The organism is Pseudarthrobacter sp. ATCC 49987 (genome assembly GCF_009928425.1).
Taxonomy (GTDB): Bacteria; Actinomycetota; Actinomycetes; order Actinomycetales; family Micrococcaceae; genus Arthrobacter.
On record NZ_JAABNS010000001.1, the window covers coordinates 3,564,508 to 3,584,293 of the forward strand.

17 protein-coding genes are annotated in these 19,786 nt (G+C 67.3%); 5 read left to right on the plus strand and 12 right to left on the minus strand.

The genetic code is table 11. The features are described 5' to 3' along the window. Positions 1 to 6: 6 nt before the first annotated feature. Positions 7 to 1,080, minus strand: coding sequence for a ferredoxin reductase (locus GXK59_RS16480; protein WP_160668400.1), 1,074 nt, complete (start codon positions 1,078 to 1,080; stop codon positions 7 to 9). Positions 1,081 to 1,180: 100 nt separating this feature from the next. Here GXK59_RS16480 and GXK59_RS16485 point away from each other — a divergent pair, with 100 nt between their 5' ends. After that, positions 1,181 to 2,383 (plus strand): PucR family transcriptional regulator, encoded by a 1,203-nt coding sequence (locus tag GXK59_RS16485; RefSeq protein ID WP_160668402.1) that lies wholly within the window; start codon positions 1,181 to 1,183, stop codon positions 2,381 to 2,383. A gap of 151 nt (positions 2,384 to 2,534) precedes the next feature. Here GXK59_RS16485 and GXK59_RS16490 read toward each other — a convergent pair whose 3' ends face one another. Next, positions 2,535 to 3,893, minus strand: coding sequence for a protein kinase domain-containing protein (locus GXK59_RS16490; protein ID WP_160668404.1), 1,359 nt, complete (start codon positions 3,891 to 3,893; stop codon positions 2,535 to 2,537). Between the two features lie 206 nt (positions 3,894 to 4,099). Further along, entirely contained in the window at positions 4,100 to 5,713 is a 1,614-nt protein-coding gene (locus GXK59_RS16495; protein WP_160668406.1) for a peptide chain release factor 3, read from the minus strand. A 463-nt stretch (positions 5,714 to 6,176) separates the two neighbouring features. Between GXK59_RS16495 and disA the strand changes: the two genes are divergently transcribed. Beyond that, positions 6,177 to 7,253 (plus strand): DNA integrity scanning diadenylate cyclase DisA, encoded by a 1,077-nt coding sequence (gene disA, locus GXK59_RS16500; RefSeq protein WP_160668408.1) that lies wholly within the window; start codon positions 6,177 to 6,179, stop codon positions 7,251 to 7,253. Positions 7,254 to 7,322: 69 nt separating this feature from the next. Here the strand turns inward: disA and GXK59_RS16505 are convergent, their stop codons facing one another. Next, positions 7,323 to 8,054 (minus strand): DUF4175 domain-containing protein, encoded by a 732-nt coding sequence (locus GXK59_RS16505; protein ID WP_160668409.1) that lies wholly within the window; start codon positions 8,052 to 8,054, stop codon positions 7,323 to 7,325. 57 nt (positions 8,055 to 8,111) lie between these two features. Between GXK59_RS16505 and GXK59_RS16510 the strand changes: the two genes are divergently transcribed. From GXK59_RS16510 to GXK59_RS16520, 3 genes are all read left to right on the plus strand, one after another. Then, on the plus strand, positions 8,112 to 9,137 hold the full coding sequence (locus GXK59_RS16510) for an A/G-specific adenine glycosylase (protein WP_443094295.1): 1,026 nt from the start codon (positions 8,112 to 8,114) through the stop codon (positions 9,135 to 9,137). Between the two features lie 66 nt (positions 9,138 to 9,203). Then, positions 9,204 to 9,701 (plus strand): hypothetical protein, encoded by a 498-nt coding sequence (locus GXK59_RS16515; RefSeq protein WP_160668411.1) that lies wholly within the window; start codon positions 9,204 to 9,206, stop codon positions 9,699 to 9,701. 24 nt (positions 9,702 to 9,725) lie between these two features. Beyond that, positions 9,726 to 10,418: a hypothetical protein gene (locus tag GXK59_RS16520; RefSeq protein ID WP_160668413.1), complete on the plus strand. Its 693-nt coding sequence runs from the start codon at positions 9,726 to 9,728 to the stop codon at positions 10,416 to 10,418. A gap of 9 nt (positions 10,419 to 10,427) precedes the next feature. Here the strand turns inward: GXK59_RS16520 and dhaM are convergent, their stop codons facing one another. The 8 genes from dhaM to GXK59_RS16560 form a co-directional block, all read right to left on the minus strand. Continuing rightward, the gene (gene dhaM, locus GXK59_RS16525; RefSeq protein WP_160668415.1) at positions 10,428 to 11,102 is read right to left on the minus strand and encodes a dihydroxyacetone kinase phosphoryl donor subunit DhaM; all 675 of its coding nucleotides are present in this window, start codon (positions 11,100 to 11,102) and stop codon (positions 10,428 to 10,430) included. Continuing rightward, positions 11,099 to 11,725, minus strand: a complete 627-nt coding sequence (gene dhaL / locus GXK59_RS16530; protein WP_160668417.1) for a dihydroxyacetone kinase subunit DhaL — start codon at positions 11,723 to 11,725, stop codon at positions 11,099 to 11,101. The genes dhaM and dhaL overlap by 4 nt, the downstream gene beginning before the upstream one ends. A 1-nt stretch (position 11,726) precedes the next feature. Next, complete coding sequence (gene dhaK / locus GXK59_RS16535; RefSeq protein ID WP_160668418.1) at positions 11,727 to 12,728, minus strand: dihydroxyacetone kinase subunit DhaK; 1,002 nt, start codon at positions 12,726 to 12,728, stop codon at positions 11,727 to 11,729. A 516-nt stretch (positions 12,729 to 13,244) separates the two neighbouring features. Then, the gene (locus GXK59_RS16540) at positions 13,245 to 13,754 is read right to left on the minus strand and encodes an amino-acid N-acetyltransferase (RefSeq protein ID WP_160668420.1); all 510 of its coding nucleotides are present in this window, start codon (positions 13,752 to 13,754) and stop codon (positions 13,245 to 13,247) included. Between the two features lie 166 nt (positions 13,755 to 13,920). Beyond that, complete coding sequence (locus GXK59_RS16545) at positions 13,921 to 16,053, minus strand: prolyl oligopeptidase family serine peptidase (RefSeq protein ID WP_202129150.1); 2,133 nt, start codon at positions 16,051 to 16,053, stop codon at positions 13,921 to 13,923. Positions 16,054 to 16,228: 175 nt separating this feature from the next. Next, complete coding sequence (locus GXK59_RS16550) at positions 16,229 to 18,721, minus strand: ATP-dependent Clp protease ATP-binding subunit (protein ID WP_024365543.1); 2,493 nt, start codon at positions 18,719 to 18,721, stop codon at positions 16,229 to 16,231. Between the two features lie 412 nt (positions 18,722 to 19,133). After that, the gene (locus GXK59_RS16555; protein WP_160668423.1) at positions 19,134 to 19,460 is read right to left on the minus strand and encodes a histone-like nucleoid-structuring protein Lsr2; all 327 of its coding nucleotides are present in this window, start codon (positions 19,458 to 19,460) and stop codon (positions 19,134 to 19,136) included. Between the two features lie 137 nt (positions 19,461 to 19,597). Then, positions 19,598 to 19,786, minus strand: coding sequence for a hypothetical protein (locus GXK59_RS16560; RefSeq protein ID WP_160668425.1), 189 nt, complete (start codon positions 19,784 to 19,786; stop codon positions 19,598 to 19,600).

The window sequence follows — 19,786 nt, forward strand, 5'->3', positions numbered from 1 at the left end:
TACTCCTCAGATCTCGAGGTTAACGGGTCCGGCGGCTGCCGAGACACACGTCTGGATTAGTTGGCCGGGCTCGCCATGGACTTCGTCCGTGCGCAGGTCACGGACCTGTCCGGCCCGGAGCGGGATGAGGCAGCTGTGGCAGATGCCCATCCGGCAACCGCTCGGCATCAGGACGCCGGCGTCCTCGCCGACGTCGAGCAGCGGGGTGTCGCCGTCGGCGTCGACTTCACGGTCCGAGGCCTCGAAGGTGACCAGGCCGCCGTCGTGCCCTTCCCCGCCGGCGAGCTTGGTGCTGAAGCGTTCGATGGTCAGGGTGGCTTCCGGAGGGGCTTCCGCGATTGCGGCCTCGGCTGCCCAGAGCGCCTCGGCGTCGTCCAGGAAGCTTTCGGGGCCGCAGGCGTAAGCGGCGCGCTCGCGCCAGTCCGGGCAAAGCTGTTCCAGACCGGCGGCGGAGCTGAAGTCCAGCCGTCCGCGTTCGCCCGTGAACCAGTGGACGACGCGCAGGTTGGGGAACTGGTCCGCGAGTTCGGCCAGTTCCTCGCGGAAGATGGCGTCACCCGGGGTCCGGGCGGTGTGGATGAGGACGACGTCGGAGTCCGGACGGTGCGGGACGAGCGTGCGGATCATCGACATGACCGGGGTGATGCCGCTGCCGGCGGTGAGCATCAGCAGGGGGCGCGGGTGCTCCGGAAGGACGAAATCGCCCTGCGGGGGCGCCAGGAAGAGCACGTCGCCGGGTTTGGTGTTGCGCACGAGGGTCCCGGAGACGGCACCCATGTCACTGACGGTGATAGCCGGGTCCTTGCCGGCGGGGGCGCTGAGCGAGTATGACCGCCAGTGACGGACACCGTCAAGCTCGACGCCAATACGGGCCCACTGGCCGGCAAGGTGCGCTTGCCAGCCGCGGCCGGGACGGAAGAAAATGGTGGCGGAATCGGCCGTTTCTGGAACCACCCGAGTGACAACGCCGCGCAATTGGCGGGCGGAAAACACGGGATTGAACAGCGACAGAATGTCTTCTGGAGCTAGGGGGGTGGTCAGTAGAGATGCGGCGCGCGCCAGCTTACGGAGCCGGATCATCTTCCAATCTTATGTCAGACCGGGTCATACTTCTTCACCCAAGGCATACGATCGACGTGGATAAACTATCTCCCCGCAACAACTAATTGGAACCAGCCTCATGAACGCATCCCCGACGGGCACGCCCGCCCCCGCCTCCTACGACCCGCCGTGGCTTGCCCTGCCGCGCGAGGTCAGCGACGTCCTCCGGCCGATGATGCCGGGCATTGTCGAGGCCATCATCGACGCCGTGCCGCAACTCGTGCCGGCCTATGCCAGGCCGATCGAGGGACGCTTCGGGCGGGGGCTGCGGCGGGGCGTGGCTGCCGCACTGGACCGCTTCCTGCAGCTGCCTGGAACCCGGCTGCCCGCGCTTTCAGAGGAGAGCAGGCAACTCGTGGCAGGGCTGGGGAGGGGTGAATTCCGCCAGGGCCGGAGCATGGATGCGCTGCTGAGCGCCTACCGGATGGGTGCCCGCGTAACCTTCCGCGAGATGTCCAGGGTGTCGGTGGAGCACCACCTTGGCCAGAGTGTGGTGGTGGACCTGGGTGAATCGATCCTGGCCTACATCGACGAGCTGTCCGCGGTCAGCGCCGAGGCGTATGCCTTTGAACAGTCGGAACGGGCCGGCGCGGTGGACCGCCGTCGCACCGAACTGCTCGACCTGCTCCTGCTGGGGCAGGCGGATGAGGCGGCCCTGCGCCAGACGGCCGCGATGGCGGACTGGTCCCTGCCGCAGCGGATGGTGGTGGTGACCCTGCCGGTGGACCGGTCCGCGGGGCTGCGTCTCCGGCTGGGGGCGGGAACGCTGGTCATTGAACGCGAGACCGACGCCGTCGCCCTGGTTCCGGCGCGGCAGTCGAAGTCCGCACGGGCGGACCTGGACAAGGTACTGCGTGGCCGCGGGGCTGCCGTGGGGCCGGCCGGCGGCTGGGAGAAAGTCCCCGATTCGCTGCGCCTGGCAGTGCTCGCAGCCTCCGTGCTGCCGCCCCGGGACGGCCCGGAGGATCCGCCGATCTGGGCAGATGAGCATTTGGCCGAGGTGATTCTCGGCGCGGAGCCCTCCGCCATCGCGGAACTGGCGAACCGCCGGCTGGCGCCGCTGGAAGGGCTGCGCCCGGCGCAGCGCGAGCGGCTCGCGGAGACGCTGCTGTCCTGGCTGCGGCACTGGGGCCAGCGCGCCCCCGTCGCGGCAGAGCTCGGCATCCACCCGCAGACAGTGGGTTACCGGGCTGCACAGCTGCGCGAGCTGTTCGGCGACACGCTCGAGGACCCCAAGGCACGGTTCGAACTGGAACTGGCGCTCCACGCCGGCCGGCGTTAAGCAGCGCCGGCGTTGAACAGAGCCGGCGTTAAGCAGCGCCGGCGTTGAACAGAGCCGGCGTTAAGCAGCGCCGGCGTTGAACAGAGCCGGCGTTAAGCAGCGCCGGCGTTGAACAGAGCAGGCGTTAAGCAGCGCCGGCGTTCAGCGGAACCTAGCTGGCGATCGCTTCCCTGCTCTGCAGCCGCATCTCCAGGTCGTTCATCACGATCGCGGCGAGGTCTTCCAGCGTCGTGGTGTCGGCGGCGCTGAACTCCCGGGGTTCCCGGTCCAGGATGCAGAAGGTGCCCAGGTTGTAGCCGTCCGGAGTCCGCAGCGGGACGCCGGCGTAGAACTGCAGTCCGAACTCGCCAGCCACCAGCGGGTTGGCGAGGGTGCGGGGATCCCTGGTGGCGTCCTCCACGATCCAGGCGCCGTCCTGCAGGATCGCGGAGGCGCACAGCCCCGGGTCGCGGCCGATCTGTGTGACGTCGGTGCCGTGGTGGGCCTTGAACCAGATGCGGTCGTGGTCCACCACGCTGACGATTGCCACGGGCACCGAGAACACCCGGGCCGCAAGCGCCGCGATCCGGTCGAAGGCGCCGTCTGCCGGGGTGTCGAGGATCCGGTAGCGTTCCACCGCGCGCATCCTGGCTTCCTCATCGGTCCCGCCCGGGTCTTTCTCCAGGCGGTGGCGTCCTGCGCCTTTAATGACTTCCTGGCGCAGGGCGAGGGAGACTTCCCGGGCCGGAGGCCGCTCCGCCGGGTCGCGGGCAAGCATGGAGGACAGCAGCGACGTCCAGATGGGGGCAAGCTCTTCGGGGATGTCGGGATCGTGGAGCAGGCGCGCGACGGCGGACTGGATCGGTGCGCCCGGGTAGGCCATCTTTCCGGTCAGCCCTTCGAGCAGCACCAGGCCGAGGGAATAGACGTCGCTGAGCGGCCCGGCGGGTTCACCGGCGGCCTGCTCCGGGCTCAGGTAGGCGGGGGTGCCGGAGGTTCCGCCGTCGTCCGCCACCGGGCCGTTGCCCGCCATGATGGCAACGCCGAAGTCGCTGAGCTTGGCCCGGGGGCGCCGGTCATCGTTGCTGTAGTCCACCAGCAGGATATTGGCCGGCTTCACGTCGCGGTGCACGATGCCGTGATGGTGGATGTAGGAGAGTCCGTCCGCCAGGTCGTGGCCGATCAGGGCCATGTGCGCTGCCGACAGCGGCCCCTGGGCGGCGCGGTGGCGCAGGTCCGGACCGCGGACCAGTTCCATCACGAGGTAGGTGAGGCGGGCCTCCGGGTCGCTCAGGTCCGCGCCGGCATCGAACAGCGTCACGAGGGCGTGGTGGCTCAGCCCGGCGAGGATACGGATCTCCTGCCCCTGCCGGCGGGTGTGTTCGAGATCATCCGCGTTGTCCCGGAAGAGTTTGACGGCCACCTCGCGCTGCAGGAGTTCGTCATAGGCGCGGTACACGGTGGACTGGCTCCCCCTGCCGATGAGGGAGTGGATCCGGTAGCGGCCGCTCAGCAGGAATCCTGGTTCCATGCCGAGTTTTCTGTTGTAGTCAGTCAAAGAGTGTTCGTTGTCCCTTAGGTGCGGGGCCCGCCGACGGAATCGCGCGGATCAGTCCAAAAAGCCGAAAATGTGGGGCGCCCGCGAAGTAGCAAGGTTACTTATGATACCGCGGAAATGGGATTCAGGAAGACCTGCGACGGACCAATATCCCCGCTCCGCAGACGGGGCATCGGCCGCTACTTGGCGGGGTTGTGGGTGCCGATCGGCAGCAGGGTCAGGTCCGGGTGGTTCTTTTCGATCCGGCGCAGGGCCCAGACGTCGTTGAACAGGGCCAGGTATTCGCCGTCGGAGCGCAGCAGCACCTCGGCGCCGGGCACGTTGGCCAGCGCCGGCATGGCCTCCGCCGTCGAGATCCTGGCGATGGAATACGGCAGGCGCTCCAGCCGCATCGGGGCGCTGAAATCGTGCGCCATCCGGTCCTCCACGACTTCGAACTGCATGGGGCCGACGGCGGCCAGCACCGGGGCCTGGTCGCCGCGGACGTCCGAGCGGAGCACCTGGATGACGCCCTCGTGCTCGAGCTGCTCGATGCCGCGTCGGAACTGCTTGAAACGGCTGGGGTCCTTGGAGCGCGCCACCTGGAAGTGCTCCGGGGCGAACAGCGGGATGGCCGGGAACTCCACTGGCTGCTCGAGGAAGAGGCTGTCGCCCACCCGCAGCGAGGAGGCGTTGACGAGGCCGACGACGTCGCCGGGGAAGGCCTCGTCAATGACCTCGCGTTCCCGGCCGAAAACCTGCTGGGCGTACTTGGTGGCGAAGGACTTGCCGGTCCGGCCCTGCGTCACCACCATGCCGCGCTCGAAGATGCCGGAACAGACCCGGATGAAGGCGACGTGGTCCCGGTGCGCCTTGTTCATGCCGGCCTGGACCTTGAAGACGAACCCGGCGAAGGGTGCGTCGACGGGCCGTGCGGCGCCGTCGACGTCGGGCCGCGGGGCAGCGGGCGGGGCGAAGTCCACGAGGGCGTCGAGGATCTCCTTGACGCCGAAGTTCAGCGCGGCGGAGCTGAACAGGATCGGCGTCGCCTTTCCCGAATGGAAGGCATCCATGTCGAACTCAAGGTTGGATTCGATGACCAGCCCGGCCTCGTCGACGGCGTTGGACCAGTCGTCGCCCTGGCTGGCCGCGGCCTGCTCCGGCGTGAAGTACTCGGTGAGGGCGATGTTGGCGCCGGCGTTGTTGCGCTTGAACTGGGCGAAACGGTCGTTGCGCAGGTCCCAGACGCCGCGGAAGTCACCGGAGATGCCCACGGCCCAGGTCAGCGGCATCGGCTGGAGGCCGGTGCGCTCGGTGATCTCGTCCATGAGGGCCAGCGCGTCCAGGCCCGGCCGGTCCCACTTGTTGATCACGGTGATGATGGGCAGGTTCCGCTGCTTGCAGACCTCGAACAGCTTCATGGTCTGGGTTTCCAGGCCCTTGGCGGCGTCCACCAGCATCACGGCGCAGTCAACGGCGGCCAGCACACGGTAGGTGTCCTCGGAGAAGTCAGCGTGGCCGGGGGTGTCCAGCAGGTTGATGACGGTGTCACGGTAGGCGAACTGCAGCGCCGCGGAGCTGATCGAGATGCCGCGGTCCTTTTCCATCTGCATCCAGTCCGAGACGGTCTCCTTGCGGTTGGCCTTGCCGCTGGAGGCACCGGCGGTGCCGATAACCTTCGCATGCAGCGCCAGCGCCTCGGTCAGGGTGGACTTGCCGGCGTCGGGGTGTGAAATGACCGCGAAAGTCCGACGCCGGGCCGCCTGCTTGTGAATCTCCTGGACTCGGGCGGGGCTAAGGACTTCTTGGGACACGGTGCTACTTTCGCTGCGGCGTTGAATGGTTGCGCTCCCGGGTTTGCGGGGGGATCCGGCTGGCCCGGTGGGAACGCGGGTTGTTCTGCCGGGGGTTCTGCGTGAGGCCTCTGTGGGATTGGCGGGGGGATTGGGCGGGCGCGGCGGCGGTCAGCCGACGGAACACCCAAGGGTCCAAGTTTATCGCAGCCTGGGCTGCCGCCGCGAAGTGGGCGGAACGCCGCATGAATGCAGGACAACTGCGGATCAGAAGTGCGTGGCTGGAACAGGGGCCCGGGAGGCGTTTCGGGGACGTTCCCGCGGGCGTCTCAATGGACCACTTTGGGGCTTGTCCGTGCGGAAGTTGGCCCGCTTTACCTCTACTATGGTGAGAACGGGGAACCGAGTACTTTTGATCCTGCCGGCAAACACTGGATACCGGCGCACTTGCGGGCTGAGGCCTGCACCTTTGAAGGGAAGATCTATGGCTCGGAGCCCTGAAGATTCACTCAAGGCGACGCTGGGCCGAGTGGCACCGGGCACCGCCCTCCGCGACGGCCTGGAACGCATCCTCCGCGGCAGGACCGGCGCCCTGATCGTGCTGGGCATCGACCGGACCATCGAATCCATCTGCTCCGGCGGCTTCGACATCGGAATCGATTTCTCCCCCACCCGCTTGCGGGAACTGGCCAAAATGGACGGCGCCATCATCTGCGACAAGGACGCCAGCAACATCCTGCGCGCGGCCGTCCAGCTGGTCCCGGATTCCAGCATCGAGACCCAGGAGTCCGGCACCCGGCACCGGACCGCTGAGCGTGTCGCCATCCAGACCGGCGTTCCGGTGATCTCGGTCAGCCAGTCCATGCAGATCATCGCGCTCTACGTGAACGGGCTGCGGCACGTCCTGGAGGGATCGGAGAAGGTCCTGGCCCGCGCCAACCAGGCCCTGGCAACCCTGGAACGCTACCGCTCGCGCCTGGACCAGGTCACCAGCTCACTGTCCGCCCTGGAAATCGAGGCCATGGTGACGGTCCGCGACGTTGCCGTGACCCTGCAGCGCCAGGAGATGGTCCGCCGGATTTCCGAGGAGATTTCGCAGTACGTCCTGGAGCTCGGCGAGGACGGGCGGCTCCTCTCGCTCCAGCTGGACGAACTGACCGTGGGCCGCGGCCCCGGCAGCGACGTGATCATCCGTGACTACTCGGGCCCGGACACCTCGGCCGAGGACATCGACCAGGCCGTGAAGTCGCTCGTGAACCTGGGCCCCACCGAGCTGATCGACCTGGGCAAGATCGCCGGGCTTGTGGGCTTCGCCGGCGGCGAGGCCAACCTCGACGCCGTCGTCCAGCCGCGCGGGTACCGGCTGCTTTCCGGGCTCAAGGCCGTGCCGAAGGCCGTCGCCGACCGTCTGGTGGACCACTTCGGCGGCCTGCAGTTCCTGATGGCCGCCACAATCGATGACCTGATGACGGTGGACGGCATCGGCGACCAGCGCGCCCGGACGGTCCGTGAGGGCCTGAGCCGGATGGCCGAGGCAAGCCTGCTGGACCGCTTCCTCTAATCCCCATCGGTTGCTCCACAGGTGCCCTTCTGAGCCCTCAAAACGGCACCTGTGGAGCAATCGATGGGACTAGTTGAGCTGGAACACGGCTTTGGGGCTGGTCTTGGTCGCCAGCCGTGCGGTGAAGACGTAATACGCGCCGCCGGCTCCCGGTTTGGCCTCGATGAGCTTGCAGCCTTCGACCGAGCGGTTGCGCTCCCACAGGAAGTTGGCCGTCTCACTTTGCCCCGGTGCGATGGTCTTCACGAGCTCGGTGGCGTCCTTCTGGCAGTCAGTGGACGAGAAGATCCGGTCCGAGCCGCTGGTGACCAGGAATTCCATTTGTGAGGTGCCGATATTGACCTCGCACGGCACCTTGTTGCCGTTCGTCACTTTGAGCGAGAGCAGCGGGTTCTCCCCGGCCGCGTAGGCAGGTTTGTCCGTGGAGGCCGTGACCGTTACCAGGTTCTGCTCGCAGCCGTTGCCCGTCGGAGATGCTGACGGGGAAGCCGTGGTTTCCGGGGCGCCCGCCGGGCCCGTTTCCTGGCCGGACGGAGCCGATCCCCCGCCGGACGGGGACTGCCCGGCGTTGAGGACACTTGCGACGGCGGCGAACCCCCCAAGGGCGATCGCGATCACGAGCAGGAGGGCGGCGCCCACGAACAGCCGGCGGCGGCGGTAGACGGGGCTGACCGGTTTCCGGGCAGGCTTGCCTACGGGTTTGCGCGCGGGTTTACGTACGGCGGGCCGGCCCGGGCGTGCTCCGTTGCCGGATGCGCCCGGGCGGGAACCGTGAGTTCCTGGATTGTCTTGCCTGCCCATCCTTCTAGGCTAGAGAACCGCACCGGGTATCGGGCCCTCCCACGCCGCGGGCGGAGTGTGGCCCTCATCTATTACGCTGAATCCATCAAAGCTCTAGCCGATTCCCCCGCCGTCCCCGTCTCAGCGCGCCCGCAGGACATCCCCGCCGACGTTCCGCTGTCCGTCCTGCACAAGGCCCTGGACACCTGGTTCGGGGCGAACGCCCGGGACCTGCCATGGCGGGCGGCTGAATGCACGCCATGGGGTGTCCTGGTCAGCGAGATCATGCTGCAGCAGACGCCGGTGGTGCGCGTGCTGCCCGTCTGGGAGGAATGGCTGCGGCGCTGGCCGGAGCCCGCCGATCTGGCCAGGGAGCCTGCCGGCGAAGCGGTCCGGGCCTGGGGGCGGCTGGGCTATCCGCGGCGGGCCCTGCGGCTGCACGCGGCCGCCGGCGCCATCGGCGCCAACCACGGCGGAAAGGTGCCCGGAACGTACCCGGACCTGCTGGAGCTGCCCGGGGTGGGCAGCTACACGGCGGCGGCCGTCGCCGCGTTCGCCTTCGGCCGCCGCGAAACCGTGGTGGACACCAACATCCGCCGCGTGCACGCCCGCCTGTTTTCCGGCGCGGCCCTGCCATCGCAGTCGCTGAACGCCGCGGAGATGCGGCTTGCCGCGCAGGCGCTTCCGGACGACGCCGTCTCTTCCGTGCGATGGAATGCCTCCGTCATGGAGCTGGGCGCATTGGTATGCACTGCCCGGTCGCCGAAATGCGGGGATTGTCCGGTCAGTAGCTCCTGCGCCTGGCTTGCAGCCGGTGAGCCGCCGCCGACGTACACCCCGAAAGGGCCGTCGTGGCACGGAACGGACCGCCAGGTTCGCGGAGCCGTGATGGCGGTGCTCCGCATGGCCGAGTCCCCGGTCGCCCCCGCGCTGTTCCAGCAGGCCGCCGCGGACCTTGGCTTCGAACCGGCGGGGATCGGCATCCCGCTGGCCGCCCTGCACCGGCTCAACTCCGCTCCGGAGCAGCTGGAGCGCGCGCTGTCCGGGCTGCTGAGCGATGGACTCGCCGAGCTGCATCCGGCGGGTTTCCGGCTGCCCGCCTGACCCCCCTCCCGCCCCGCCGATGGCCGGCCCCCTAGCTGGACTGCGCTCCGGGAACTACGCTGAAGGATGCGCACAGTCGCGGCCGTCCTGGGCCTGGGTTTCATCGCGCTGCCGGCCGCCGGGTGCCAGCCCCAGACCGCGTGCCCGGCGATCGCGCAGGCACCGGTGGTGGCGCTGACCGTGGCCCGAGAGTACGCCGGTGCGGTGAAAACGCTCCGGCTCAAGGCATGCCAGGACGGGAACTGCGCCGAGGCTGATCTTGTGCTGTTCCCAGGGAGCACCACGGTGGATCAGGGCTGTGAACCAGGGACATACGGCAGGGACCGTCCCTGCTCGGCGACCGTCTCGCCCGACGGCACCCTGACGGGGACGCTTATGCTGGATCACCTCTCGGACTCCCCCATCGACGCCAGCTTGAACGGCACCGATGCCGGCGGCCTCGCCCTGCCGGTCCGCACCCTGACCTTCACGCCGCGGATTGCCTACCCGTTCGGCGAGCAGTGCGGCAGGTTCATCTCAGCCGGAGTCCTCCTGGATGCGGACGGCCTCCGGCAGGCCGGCTGATCCTCGTGGAGAAAGGGAAATGCCGTGAACTCGCAGAACATCAGCCACTGGATCCGTGCAGGGTTGTGGGCCCTGGCCGCCTCGTGGCTCGTCACCGCCTGGGCCACGCTGGAGCCGCAGCCGGACCAGGAGAAGGACCCGGAGGCCTGGGCCCGGTTCGTCAGCTCCGACTCTTATCAGTTGAGCCACCTGCTTGGCAGCACCGGAGGCACCATCCTTGCCATCTTCGGCGCCTTCGCCCTGGGCTGTTGCCTTGCCAACAGCCGGGTGGGACGCCTGGCGCTGGCTGCGATGGTGACCGCCGTCGCCGGTACTGCCTGGTTGCTGGTGCCGGCTGTGATTTCGACGTTTGCGACTCCCGCGATAGGAAAGGCCTATCTCGGTGGAAACCAGGACGTGATGCACCTGGAGTTTCCGGGGTCATTGACGGGGGCGTTCCTGGCTGGCCTGCTGCTCGCGTTCCTCGGCAATGTATTGCTGGGGGTTGCGGTGTGGCATTCCCACGTGCTGCCGCGCTGGGCCGGGGCAGTCTGGGTGACCGGCGCCGTCGTGTTCTATGTCCTGGGCGTCGTTCTGGGGCAGGCGACGACGGGAAGCAGCCTGCCGACCCAGCCCGCCGGGGCCGTGCTCATGGCAGTTGCCGCCGGGTGGATCGCGTGGACGGGCCCCCTGCAGAGCACAGCGGCGCCCGACCTCACCGCCGCCGGCACAGCCTGAGACCGGGCCCTAAGGTTCGCCGAAGCCTGCCGTGATAAGCCCGCGCAGGTAGTCCACGGCCTTGGTGGCATCCGGGCCGCTGGCTTCGACGTGCAGGACCGCGCCCTTTGCCGCCCCGAGCATCATAAGCTCAGTCATCGACGCACCGTCGGCGCCATTGACCGTCACCTCGGCGTCCATGCCGGACAGTCCGCCGGCGATCTTCGCCGCCGGACGTGCGTGCATTCCGGCCAGGTTGATGAGTTCAAAATCCCCTGTTGCCTCCGGCGGCCGGTGCACGTGGGCGTGCCGAACAGCGGCCGGCGGCCGGTAGACGGCTTCCGCGGCTTGCTTCACGCCCTGGGGATCAGCTCCGGCCTGGGCTGCCACAGCGGCCGCGACGAGGCCCTCGATGAGCGGCGCATCGGCCAGCAGCACTGAGGAGGGATCCGCCAGGAACTCCACCGCTGACTCGGCTGTCATCACGGCCGAGCCGAGATCCGTCAGGACGACTATGCCGTCGCTGTTGGCGTCCCCGGCCTGTTCCAGCGCGGCCGTGACCCGCTCGAGGCTCGTGCCGATCCGGCCGTCGTCGGTGCCGCCGGCGGGGATGATCAGGACGTCTGGTGCCATCTGGGCGGCGAGCTCGACGGCGCCGTCGGCAATCTTTTCGCTGTGGGAGACGACGACGAGATTGACCGTCATTCGGCAGCCCCGACGGCGGCGCGCAGGATCAGGGCGGTCGAGACGGCGCCCGGATCCCGGTGGCCGATGCTGCGCTCCCCCAGATAGCTGGCACGCCCCTTGCGCGCGAGCATCGGATCCGTGGAGACGGCGCCGGCTTCGGCTGCCTCCGCGGCCGCCACCAGGACCTTGTGCACGTCGCTGTCCCCGGCGGCGGAAGCAGCCGCGTCAACCGCCGGGGTCCAGGCGTCGACCATCGTCTTGTCGCCCGATTCCGCCTTGCCGCGGGCCACGATCCCGTCCCGTGCGGCCTGGATCGCCGAGGCGAGAGTGGCTGCGTCGATGTCGGCCGCCTCGCCCATCGCCGTCGCCGCCCGGAGGAAGGCTGTGCCGTAAAGCGGGCCGGCAGCTCCGCCGACCTTGGACATCAGGGTCATGGCGGTCAGCTTCAGTGCCGCTCCAGCCGTTTCCGGCGGAGCCTCGGCGATTTTGACCATCACCGCCTTGAAGCCGCGGTCCATGTTCTCGCCATGGTCCGAATCGCCGATCGGCCGGTCCAGCTCGATGAGCTCTTCCCGGTGCTCCGCCATGGCCTCGGCTGAGAGGGTCAGCCACCGCAACGCCCAGTTGACGTCCAGCCCCACGTCAGACGCCCCAGCGGAGCGCGGGGGTGTGGACGGGAGCATCCCAAAGCGAGGTCATCTCGTCGTCGAGGCGCAGGACGGTAATGGAGCACCCCTGCATTTCGAGGGACGTGATGTAGTTGCCGACCAGTGAGCGCGCCACGGTGATGCCCTGCGCGGCCAGCTGCTGCACGGCCCGGCGGTACACAATGTAGAGCTCGCTCTGCGGGGTGCCGCCCATGCCATTGACGAACAGGAGCACCTTGTCCCCGGAGGCCAGCCCGAGGTCGCTGACCACCGGTTCCAGCAGGCGGTCCGTGATGCCGTCGGCGTTCTCCATCGGAATCCGGTGCCGGCCGGGCTCACCGTGGATGCCGATGCCGATCTCGATTTCGTTTTCCTCCAGGACGAAGCTTGGCGACCCTGCGTGCGGGACGGTGCAGGCGGTCAACGCGACACCCATGCTGCGTACGTTCTGGTTGACCCGGTCGCCGATGGCCGCGACGGCGTCGAGGCTGTCGCCGCGTTCCGCAGCGGCACCGGCGATCTTTTCCACCAGCACGGTTCCGCCCACGCCGCGCCGTCCGGCGGTGTACAGCGAGTCCTGCACCGCGACGTCGTCGTTCACCAGCACGGTCCGGATCTCAACTCCTTCCGCCTGGGCCAGCTCCGCGGCGGTCTCGAAGTTGAGGACGTCGCCGGTGTAGTTCTTCACGATGTGCACGACGCCGGCGCCTGAGTTGACGGCAAGGGTGGCCGGCAGGATCTGGTCCGGTGTGGGCGAGGTGAACACGGCGCCCGGCACCGCGGCGTCGAGCATTCCGAGGCCGACGTAGCCGCCGTGCAGGGGCTCGTGCCCGCTGCCGCCGCCGGAGACCAGCCCGACTTTTCCTGCCACCGGCGCGTCCTTGCGCACGATGTACTTGGGGTCCGCAAAGACGGTCACGAGGTCGGCATGGGCAAGCCCGAAGCCCTCCACTGACTCGTCAACCACGGCGCGGGGATCATTGATGAGCTTCTTCATGGCTGTGCTCCCTGGATGGTGTCCTGGCTGCTTGCTTAGACCCTACTACCGGGGCCCCTACCAGCGGTAGGCTCCGGATTCACAACCTGGGACGCGGAATCGGGTGGCTGTCGGGCGGCAGCCCGCCGCGCGTTCCGCAGGCGGATCAGCTTGGTTTATCGGCCCGCAACGGGAAGTTCGGCCAGGCGTCGCTGCCAAGCCAGGAGAACGGCGGCGCATTGAGACGCCCCCTGTTGGGCCCGGACGCTGAGCCGGGGCCGGCTCCGGAGACAGGACCCGGACGGCGACCCGGTGCCGGGTCCGTGGCTTGGCGTGCTGGGACCCCGCTGGTAATGGTCATTTGGAATGCTGAGAAATCCGGAAAAACCACGCGTTCGTGCAATTCCTTGGCTCCGAAATTAAAGTGGTCCACCCCCTGGACCGGGATCAGTTTATCCATCAAATTTATGGATGGGAAGACCCGGTCCCGCCCCCAGGTCCGGCGGCGTCTTCCGGACCGTTTTTCGGGGCTCGCCCCTACAGGGTTTTGATCATCCGGGTGTTGCCGAGCGTATTGGGCTTCACCCGGGCGAGGTCCAGGAACTCGGCAACGCCCTCATCATGCGAGCGCAGCAGCTCGGAATACACCACGGGGTCGACGGCGGTCTGGTCGGCCATGACTTCGAAGCCGTGCTTTTTGAAGAAGTCCACCTCGAAAGTCAGGCAGAAGACCCGGGAAACGCCCAGCGCCCGGGCGTCCGCCAGCAGCCGCTCAACCAGCAGGTGGCCCACACCCTTCCCACGCCAGGCGTCCGAGGCCGCGAGCGTGCGCACTTCGGCGAGGTCCTCCCACATCACGTGCAGGGCCCCACATCCGATTACTTCACCGTCCGGCGACTCGGCGATCCGGAACTCCTGCAGGCTCTCGTAGTAGGCCACGGTTTCCTTGGCCATGAGGATCCGCTGATCGGCCAGCGGAGCCACGAGCGTCTTGATCGCCCCGACATCGCTGGTGCGGGCAAGGCGGATGCGGATTTGTTCAGTCACAGCCCAATCTTACGGGGGCTGGTTGTTGTGGCTTCATAAGGTAACCGATGCACGAGCCGGAGGAGGCTGGGACATTTACGTAGCGTGCGTCTAAGCGAGGAACGAGCGAGCACGCGGTAAATGTCCCAGCCTCCGAGCCGGAGGTGAGCCCGAGGTGAGCCGGAGCCTAGAGACCCAGCTCCTCAGGCACCGGCAGATCCTTGTCCAGCAGGTTCTTGGCGAGGAAGTGCTCAACTACGCCATACCAGACCTTGGCGTGCCTCGGCTGCAGGATCCAGTGGTTCTCATCCGGGAAGTAGAGGAACCGGTGGTCGGTCTCGCCGTTTTCGTCGGCCGCGAGCCGGGACTTGGAGAGGAGCTCGTACCAGAGCCGCAGGCCCTCGCCGATCGGGACGCGGTAGTCCTTGTCCCCATGGATGACGAGCATCGGGGTGCTGATGTTCTCCACGTGCAGGTGCGGGGAGTTCTCCAACGCCATCTCGGCCGTCATTTCCTTGAGCCAGTACTGCGCGGCGTCCGTGGTGGGGCCGAACTGGTCCAGCGCCCAGAGACTGGCGTGGGTGACGATCGCCTTGAACCGGTCCGTGTGGCCGGCCACCCAGTTCGCCATGTAGCCGCCGAAGGAACCGCCCATGGCCGCAGTGCGGGTCTCATCAATGTCCGGCCGCTGCACAACGGCGTCGGTGATGGCCATCAGGTCGGTGAACGGGGCTTTGCCCCATTCACCCCAGCCGCGCTGGATGTGGTGCTGGCCGTAACCGGTGGAGAGCGCCGGGTCCGGCAGCAACACGGCATAGCCCCGCGCCACGAGCAGCCAGGGGTTCCAGCGCCACGTCCAGGCATTCCACGACCCGAGCGGCCCGCCGTGGATCCAGAGCAGCAGGGGTGCCGGGTTTCCGGCCGTGGCCCCTTCCGGGAGTGCCAGGTACGCCGGCACACGGGTGCCATCCGCCGCCGTCGTCGCCACGCGTTCCAGCGAACCCTTGTAATGCGGGCGTTCCGCGGGGGCAGGGAGCCGGACGACGTCGCCGCCGCCGGCGAGATCGATCCGCACCGCTTCCGCGGGGAATTCGTAGGAGCTGCGCAGCGCATAGGCGGTGCGGCCGTCCGGGGCAACGACGACGTCGGTGTACGCGGCCGTATCGGCAGTCAGGCGTGTGACCTGCCCGGCTCCCCCGTCTCCGGTCACGCTGATCCGGAAGACCGGCGAGGCGCCGTCCTCATCGGCTGTGACCAGAAGGGCTGATCCGTCCGGCAGCCAGGCGGCGGGGTGCGGCCAGCGGTCCCAGCCGTGGGCGAGCGGCGTCAGGGCGGCGCCGCCTGCCGCCCGGGTCGCAGCTCCGGACACGTCGAATAGGTGCAGCTTGACCTGCGGGGCCGCCGCCGGTGTGGTGTCGCTCTCGCTGAGCACCACGAGCGTCCGGTTGTCGGGACTCACCGGCCCCGGGAAGTAGCTCATTCCCTCGGTATCGAGCAGGACCTGGCGGGTGCCGGTGGCGACGTCGATCGCGACGAGGATTGACCGTGAATTTGCGCGGGCCAGCGGCTTGTTGAAGCTGCTGTAGATGGTCTTGCCGTCCGGGCTGACCACTGGCTCTGCGTCGCGGAGGCCGGCGCCGGCGTCGGGCGTGAGGTTGCGGAGTTTGAGCGGCGACGCAGCGTCAACGGTTGCGGGTTTGCCCGGTTCCTGCTCCTCACCCGGTTCGACGGCGAAGAGCCTCGGCTGGGCAGGCCCGAGGTCGGCGTCCCAATAGCGGACGGGGTAGCCGCTGTGCAGGATGGCCGCGACCTTGTTGTCCTTGCGCACCTTGCGGCGCTCCTCATCACTGTCCTCATCCGTGGCCCCGGCCAGGACGGAAGCGTTAACGAAGAGCGCGCCGCTCTCCTTGGCCGCCAGCAGTGCACTGACTCCGCCGGCCCGGGAAAGCACGACGCGGGCCTCGCCGCCGTCCGAGGGCAGCATCCACAGGGCGTTCACGGGATCCGCCTCCGGGGTCTCCGGGTCGGGCCGTGCGGAGCTGAAGTACAGATCACCGCTGGCGGCGAACACGGCCCCGGCCTCACCCTTGGCGCTGCGCGTGATCCGGCGGGCCTGCTTCTGGCCCTCGGGATCCAGTTCCCACAGGGCGGTGCCGTATTCGGTGCCCTTTGGATTAAGAGTGGCCACGGTGGTGACCAGCCGCCTGCCGTCGGGGCTCAAGGCCAGGCCGCTCACCTTCGGGATGGCGAGGTAATGGTCCAGGTCATGGAAGGGTGTTTCGGGTTTTTCGCTCAGGGTCTCTGAATCGTTGGAAGCCATGCACCGATTCAACACCCCCTGTGCAGTGGATCACACCAATTTCACCCAGAGTGAAACACTGCTTTCACAATCTTCAGGGGCATGGCACCGACCGCGCCCAAGGAATGACCCCCGGCAGCGCAGACGCAAAGGCCCCGCCTCCCTTTTCAGGAAGACGGGGTCTTTGAGCCGATGCCTAGACGCTCGGAGCGATCTCCGGGATGCGCGGCTTGGTGTTTCCCGCGAAGGTGAACTTGGCGTCGTCGCCTTCGCCGTCCACATCCACGACGACGATGTCGCCGGCGTGGATTTCGCCGAAGAGGATCTTCTCGGAGAGCTGGTCCTCGATCTCGCGCTGGATGGTCCGGCGCAGCGGCCGGGCACCCATGGCGGGGTCGTAGCCGCGGGTTGCCAGCAGGATCTTGGCCGCGGGCGTGAGCTCGATGCCCATGTCCTTGTCCTTGAGGCGCTTCTCCAGCCGGCCAACGAACATGTCCACGATCTCGATGATCTCGTCCTGGGTCAGCTGCGGGAAGACCACAACGTCGTCAACACGGTTCAGGAACTCGGGGCGGAAATGCTGCTTGAGCTCCTCCGTCACGCGGGCCCGCATCCGGTTGTAGCCGGTCTGCGTGTCCGTGCCCGACTGGAAGCCGGTGGCAACGCTCTTGGAGATGTCCCGGGTGCCGAGGTTGGTGGTCATGATGATCACGGTGTTCTTGAAGTCCACCACGCGGCCCTGGGAGTCGGTCAGGCGGCCGTCTTCCAGGATCTGCAGCAGCGAGTTGAAGAGGTCCGCGTGCGCCTTCTCCACTTCGTCGAACAGCACCACGGAGAACGGACGACGCCGGACCTTCTCGGTCAGCTGTCCGCCTTCCTCGTAGCCCACGTAGCCCGGAGGGGCACCGAAGAGGCGCGACACGGTGTGCTTCTCCGAGTACTCGGACATGTCCAGCGTAATCAGGGCGTCTTCCTCACCGAAGAGGAATTCGGCCAGGGCCTTGGCGAGCTCGGTCTTGCCGACGCCGGTGGGGCCGGCGAAGATGAACGAACCGCCCGGACGCTTCGGGTCCTTCAGGCCTGCACGGGTGCGGCGGATCGCCTGGGACAGGGACTTGATGGCCTCGTCCTGGCCGACAACGCGCTTGTGCAGTTCGTCTTCCATCTTCAGCAGTCGCGAGGACTCTTCCTCGGTCAGCTTGAAGACCGGGATGCCGGTGGAGTTCGCCAGCACTTCGGCGATGAGATCCTCATCCACCTCGGAGATGTCGTCCATGCCGCCGGTCTTCCACTGGCGTTCCTTCTCGGCACGCTCGGCAATGAGCTTCTGCTCCTTGTCGCGCAGCGAGGCGGCGCCCTCGAAGTCCTGCGCGTCAATCGCGGATTCCTTCTCCAGCTTCATGGCCGCGATTTTCTCGTCCATCACCTTGAGCTCGGGCGGGGCGGTCATCCGCCGGATGCGCAGCCGGGCGCCGGCCTCGTCGATCAGGTCGATCGCCTTGTCCGGCAGGAAGCGGTCCGAGATGTAACGCTCGGAGAGGCTGGCCGCCGAGGCGAGGGCGCCGTCGGTGATGGTGACGCGGTGGTGCGCCTCGTACCGGTCGCGGAGGCCCTTGAGGATCTCGATCGCGTGAGCGACGGAGGGTTCCTTGACCTGGATCGGCTGGAAACGGCGCTCCAGCGCGGCATCCTTTTCGATGTGCTTGCGGTACTCGTCCAGCGTGGTGGCACCGATGGTCTGGAGCTCGCCGCGGGCCAGCATGGGCTTCAGGATCGAGGCCGCGTCGATGGCGCCTTCGGCTGCACCGGCACCCACGAGGGTGTGGATCTCATCGATGAACAGGATGATGTCGCCGCGGGTGCGGATTTCCTTGAGGACCTTCTTGAGGCGCTCTTCGAAGTCACCGCGGTAGCGGGATCCTGCCACGAGGGACCCGAGGTCCAGCGTGTACAGCTGCTTGTCCTTGATGGTCTCCGGGACGTCGCCGCGAACAATCGCCTGGGCAAGGCCTTCGACGACGGCGGTCTTGCCGACACCGGGCTCACCGATCAGCACGGGGTTGTTCTTGGTGCGGCGGGAAAGGACCTGCATGACGCGTTCCATTTCGGATTCGCGCCCGATGACGGGGTCCAGCTTGTTCTCGCGGGCAGCCTGGGTCAGGTTGCGGCCGAACTGGTCCAGGACGACGGAACCGGCAGGAGTGCCTTCGGCCTGGCCTGGGCCAACACCGGCGCCGGTGGTTTCCTTGCCCTGGTAACCCGAGAGCAGCTGGATGACCTGCTGGCGGACGCGGTTGAGGTCAGCACCGAGCTTGACCAGCACTTGGGCGGCTACACCTTCACCCTCGCGGATGAGGCCGAGCAGGATGTGCTCCGTGCCGATGTAGTTGTGTCCCAGCTGCAGCGCCTCGCGGAGCGAGAGCTCCAGGACCTTCTTGGCGCGGGGGGTGAAGGGGATGTGTCCGGACGGGGCCTGCTGGCCCTGGCCGATGATCTCCTGTACCTGCTCGCGGACGCCGTCGAGCGAAATGCTCAAGGACTCAAGGGCCTTGGCCGCAACACCTTCACCTTCATGGATCAGACCCAAGAGGATGTGTTCTGTACCGATGTAATTGTGGTTCAGCATGCGTGCCTCTTCTTGGGCAAGCACAACGACGCGACGGGCACGGTCCGTAAATCGCTCAAACATTTCGCCACACTCCTAGCTACGAATACTTCGATGCTACGTGTCCGGGTTCAAGATTTGGGGCTTGTTCGCCACAGGGGAAACCGGGACGCCGCAGCCGCGTCACATGCGGGAGCAAACTCGGGCCGGCCGGCCCTTGCGCCGGAGGCCAGCCGGGCGGGTTCGGGCCGGGGGCGCGCTTGATCCGTGCCGGGCGCGGTGGCGCTCCTGCCCAGTTGTTGCCCCCGGAACGGACCATCAGCGGCGCGTCCCGGGCCCCGGGCCGCTTCTTCGGCCGACAACTGGGCTGGAACGCGCCGGCACCGGCAGCGCCCGACGGCAGACATGACAAAGCCCCCGTCAAAAAGCGGGGGCTAAGTCATTGGCATTGCACCGTGGAACTGCCCCCGGCGACTCAGGGCTGGCGGCCTCGCGGCTAGGAATTTGCCTTTTGGTAGGCTTCCTGAATTTCAGCCTGGATGCGGCCGCGGCTGTTTACCGCATAGCCGTTATCGCGGGCCCACTGCCGGATCTGGGCGGAGTCCTGGTTCCGTCCCGATGAAATCTTGGTGCGCGTTGCGCGGCCACTCGAAGTCTTGCGTGCGTGGCTTACAAACCGCTCAACCGCGGAGCGCAGTCCGGCAGCATTTTCCGATGACAGGTCGATTTCGTAGCTGACGCCGTCAAGGCCAAACCGGACGGTTTCGTCCGCGGATCCCCCATCCAGATCATCGACAAGGATGATTTTTACTTTCTGTGCCATTAAAGACTCGCTTTCAAAAAGGATGAGCATTAAGGAAAAGCAGGATGTAACTCCTTAAAAGTATCCTCTGCTTTATGGCAACGAGTCAAAGCGAAAAAGAGTTTCCAAAGGAAAACCCAAGGCGGAATAGCCCGCTATTAGTTCGGGCCGTTGGAATGGCCGTCGCGGCGCAGCGTATCGGTTCCCCCGGCATTTTCTTCGGCTTCCGCGTGGGCACGCGCCTCGGCCTGGCGCTCGGATTTATCGGCATTGAAAATCGATTTCATGGCGAACCAGAAAATCAGGCCGACCACCACGGAGGGAAGCAATACGGCGATGTACTCCAT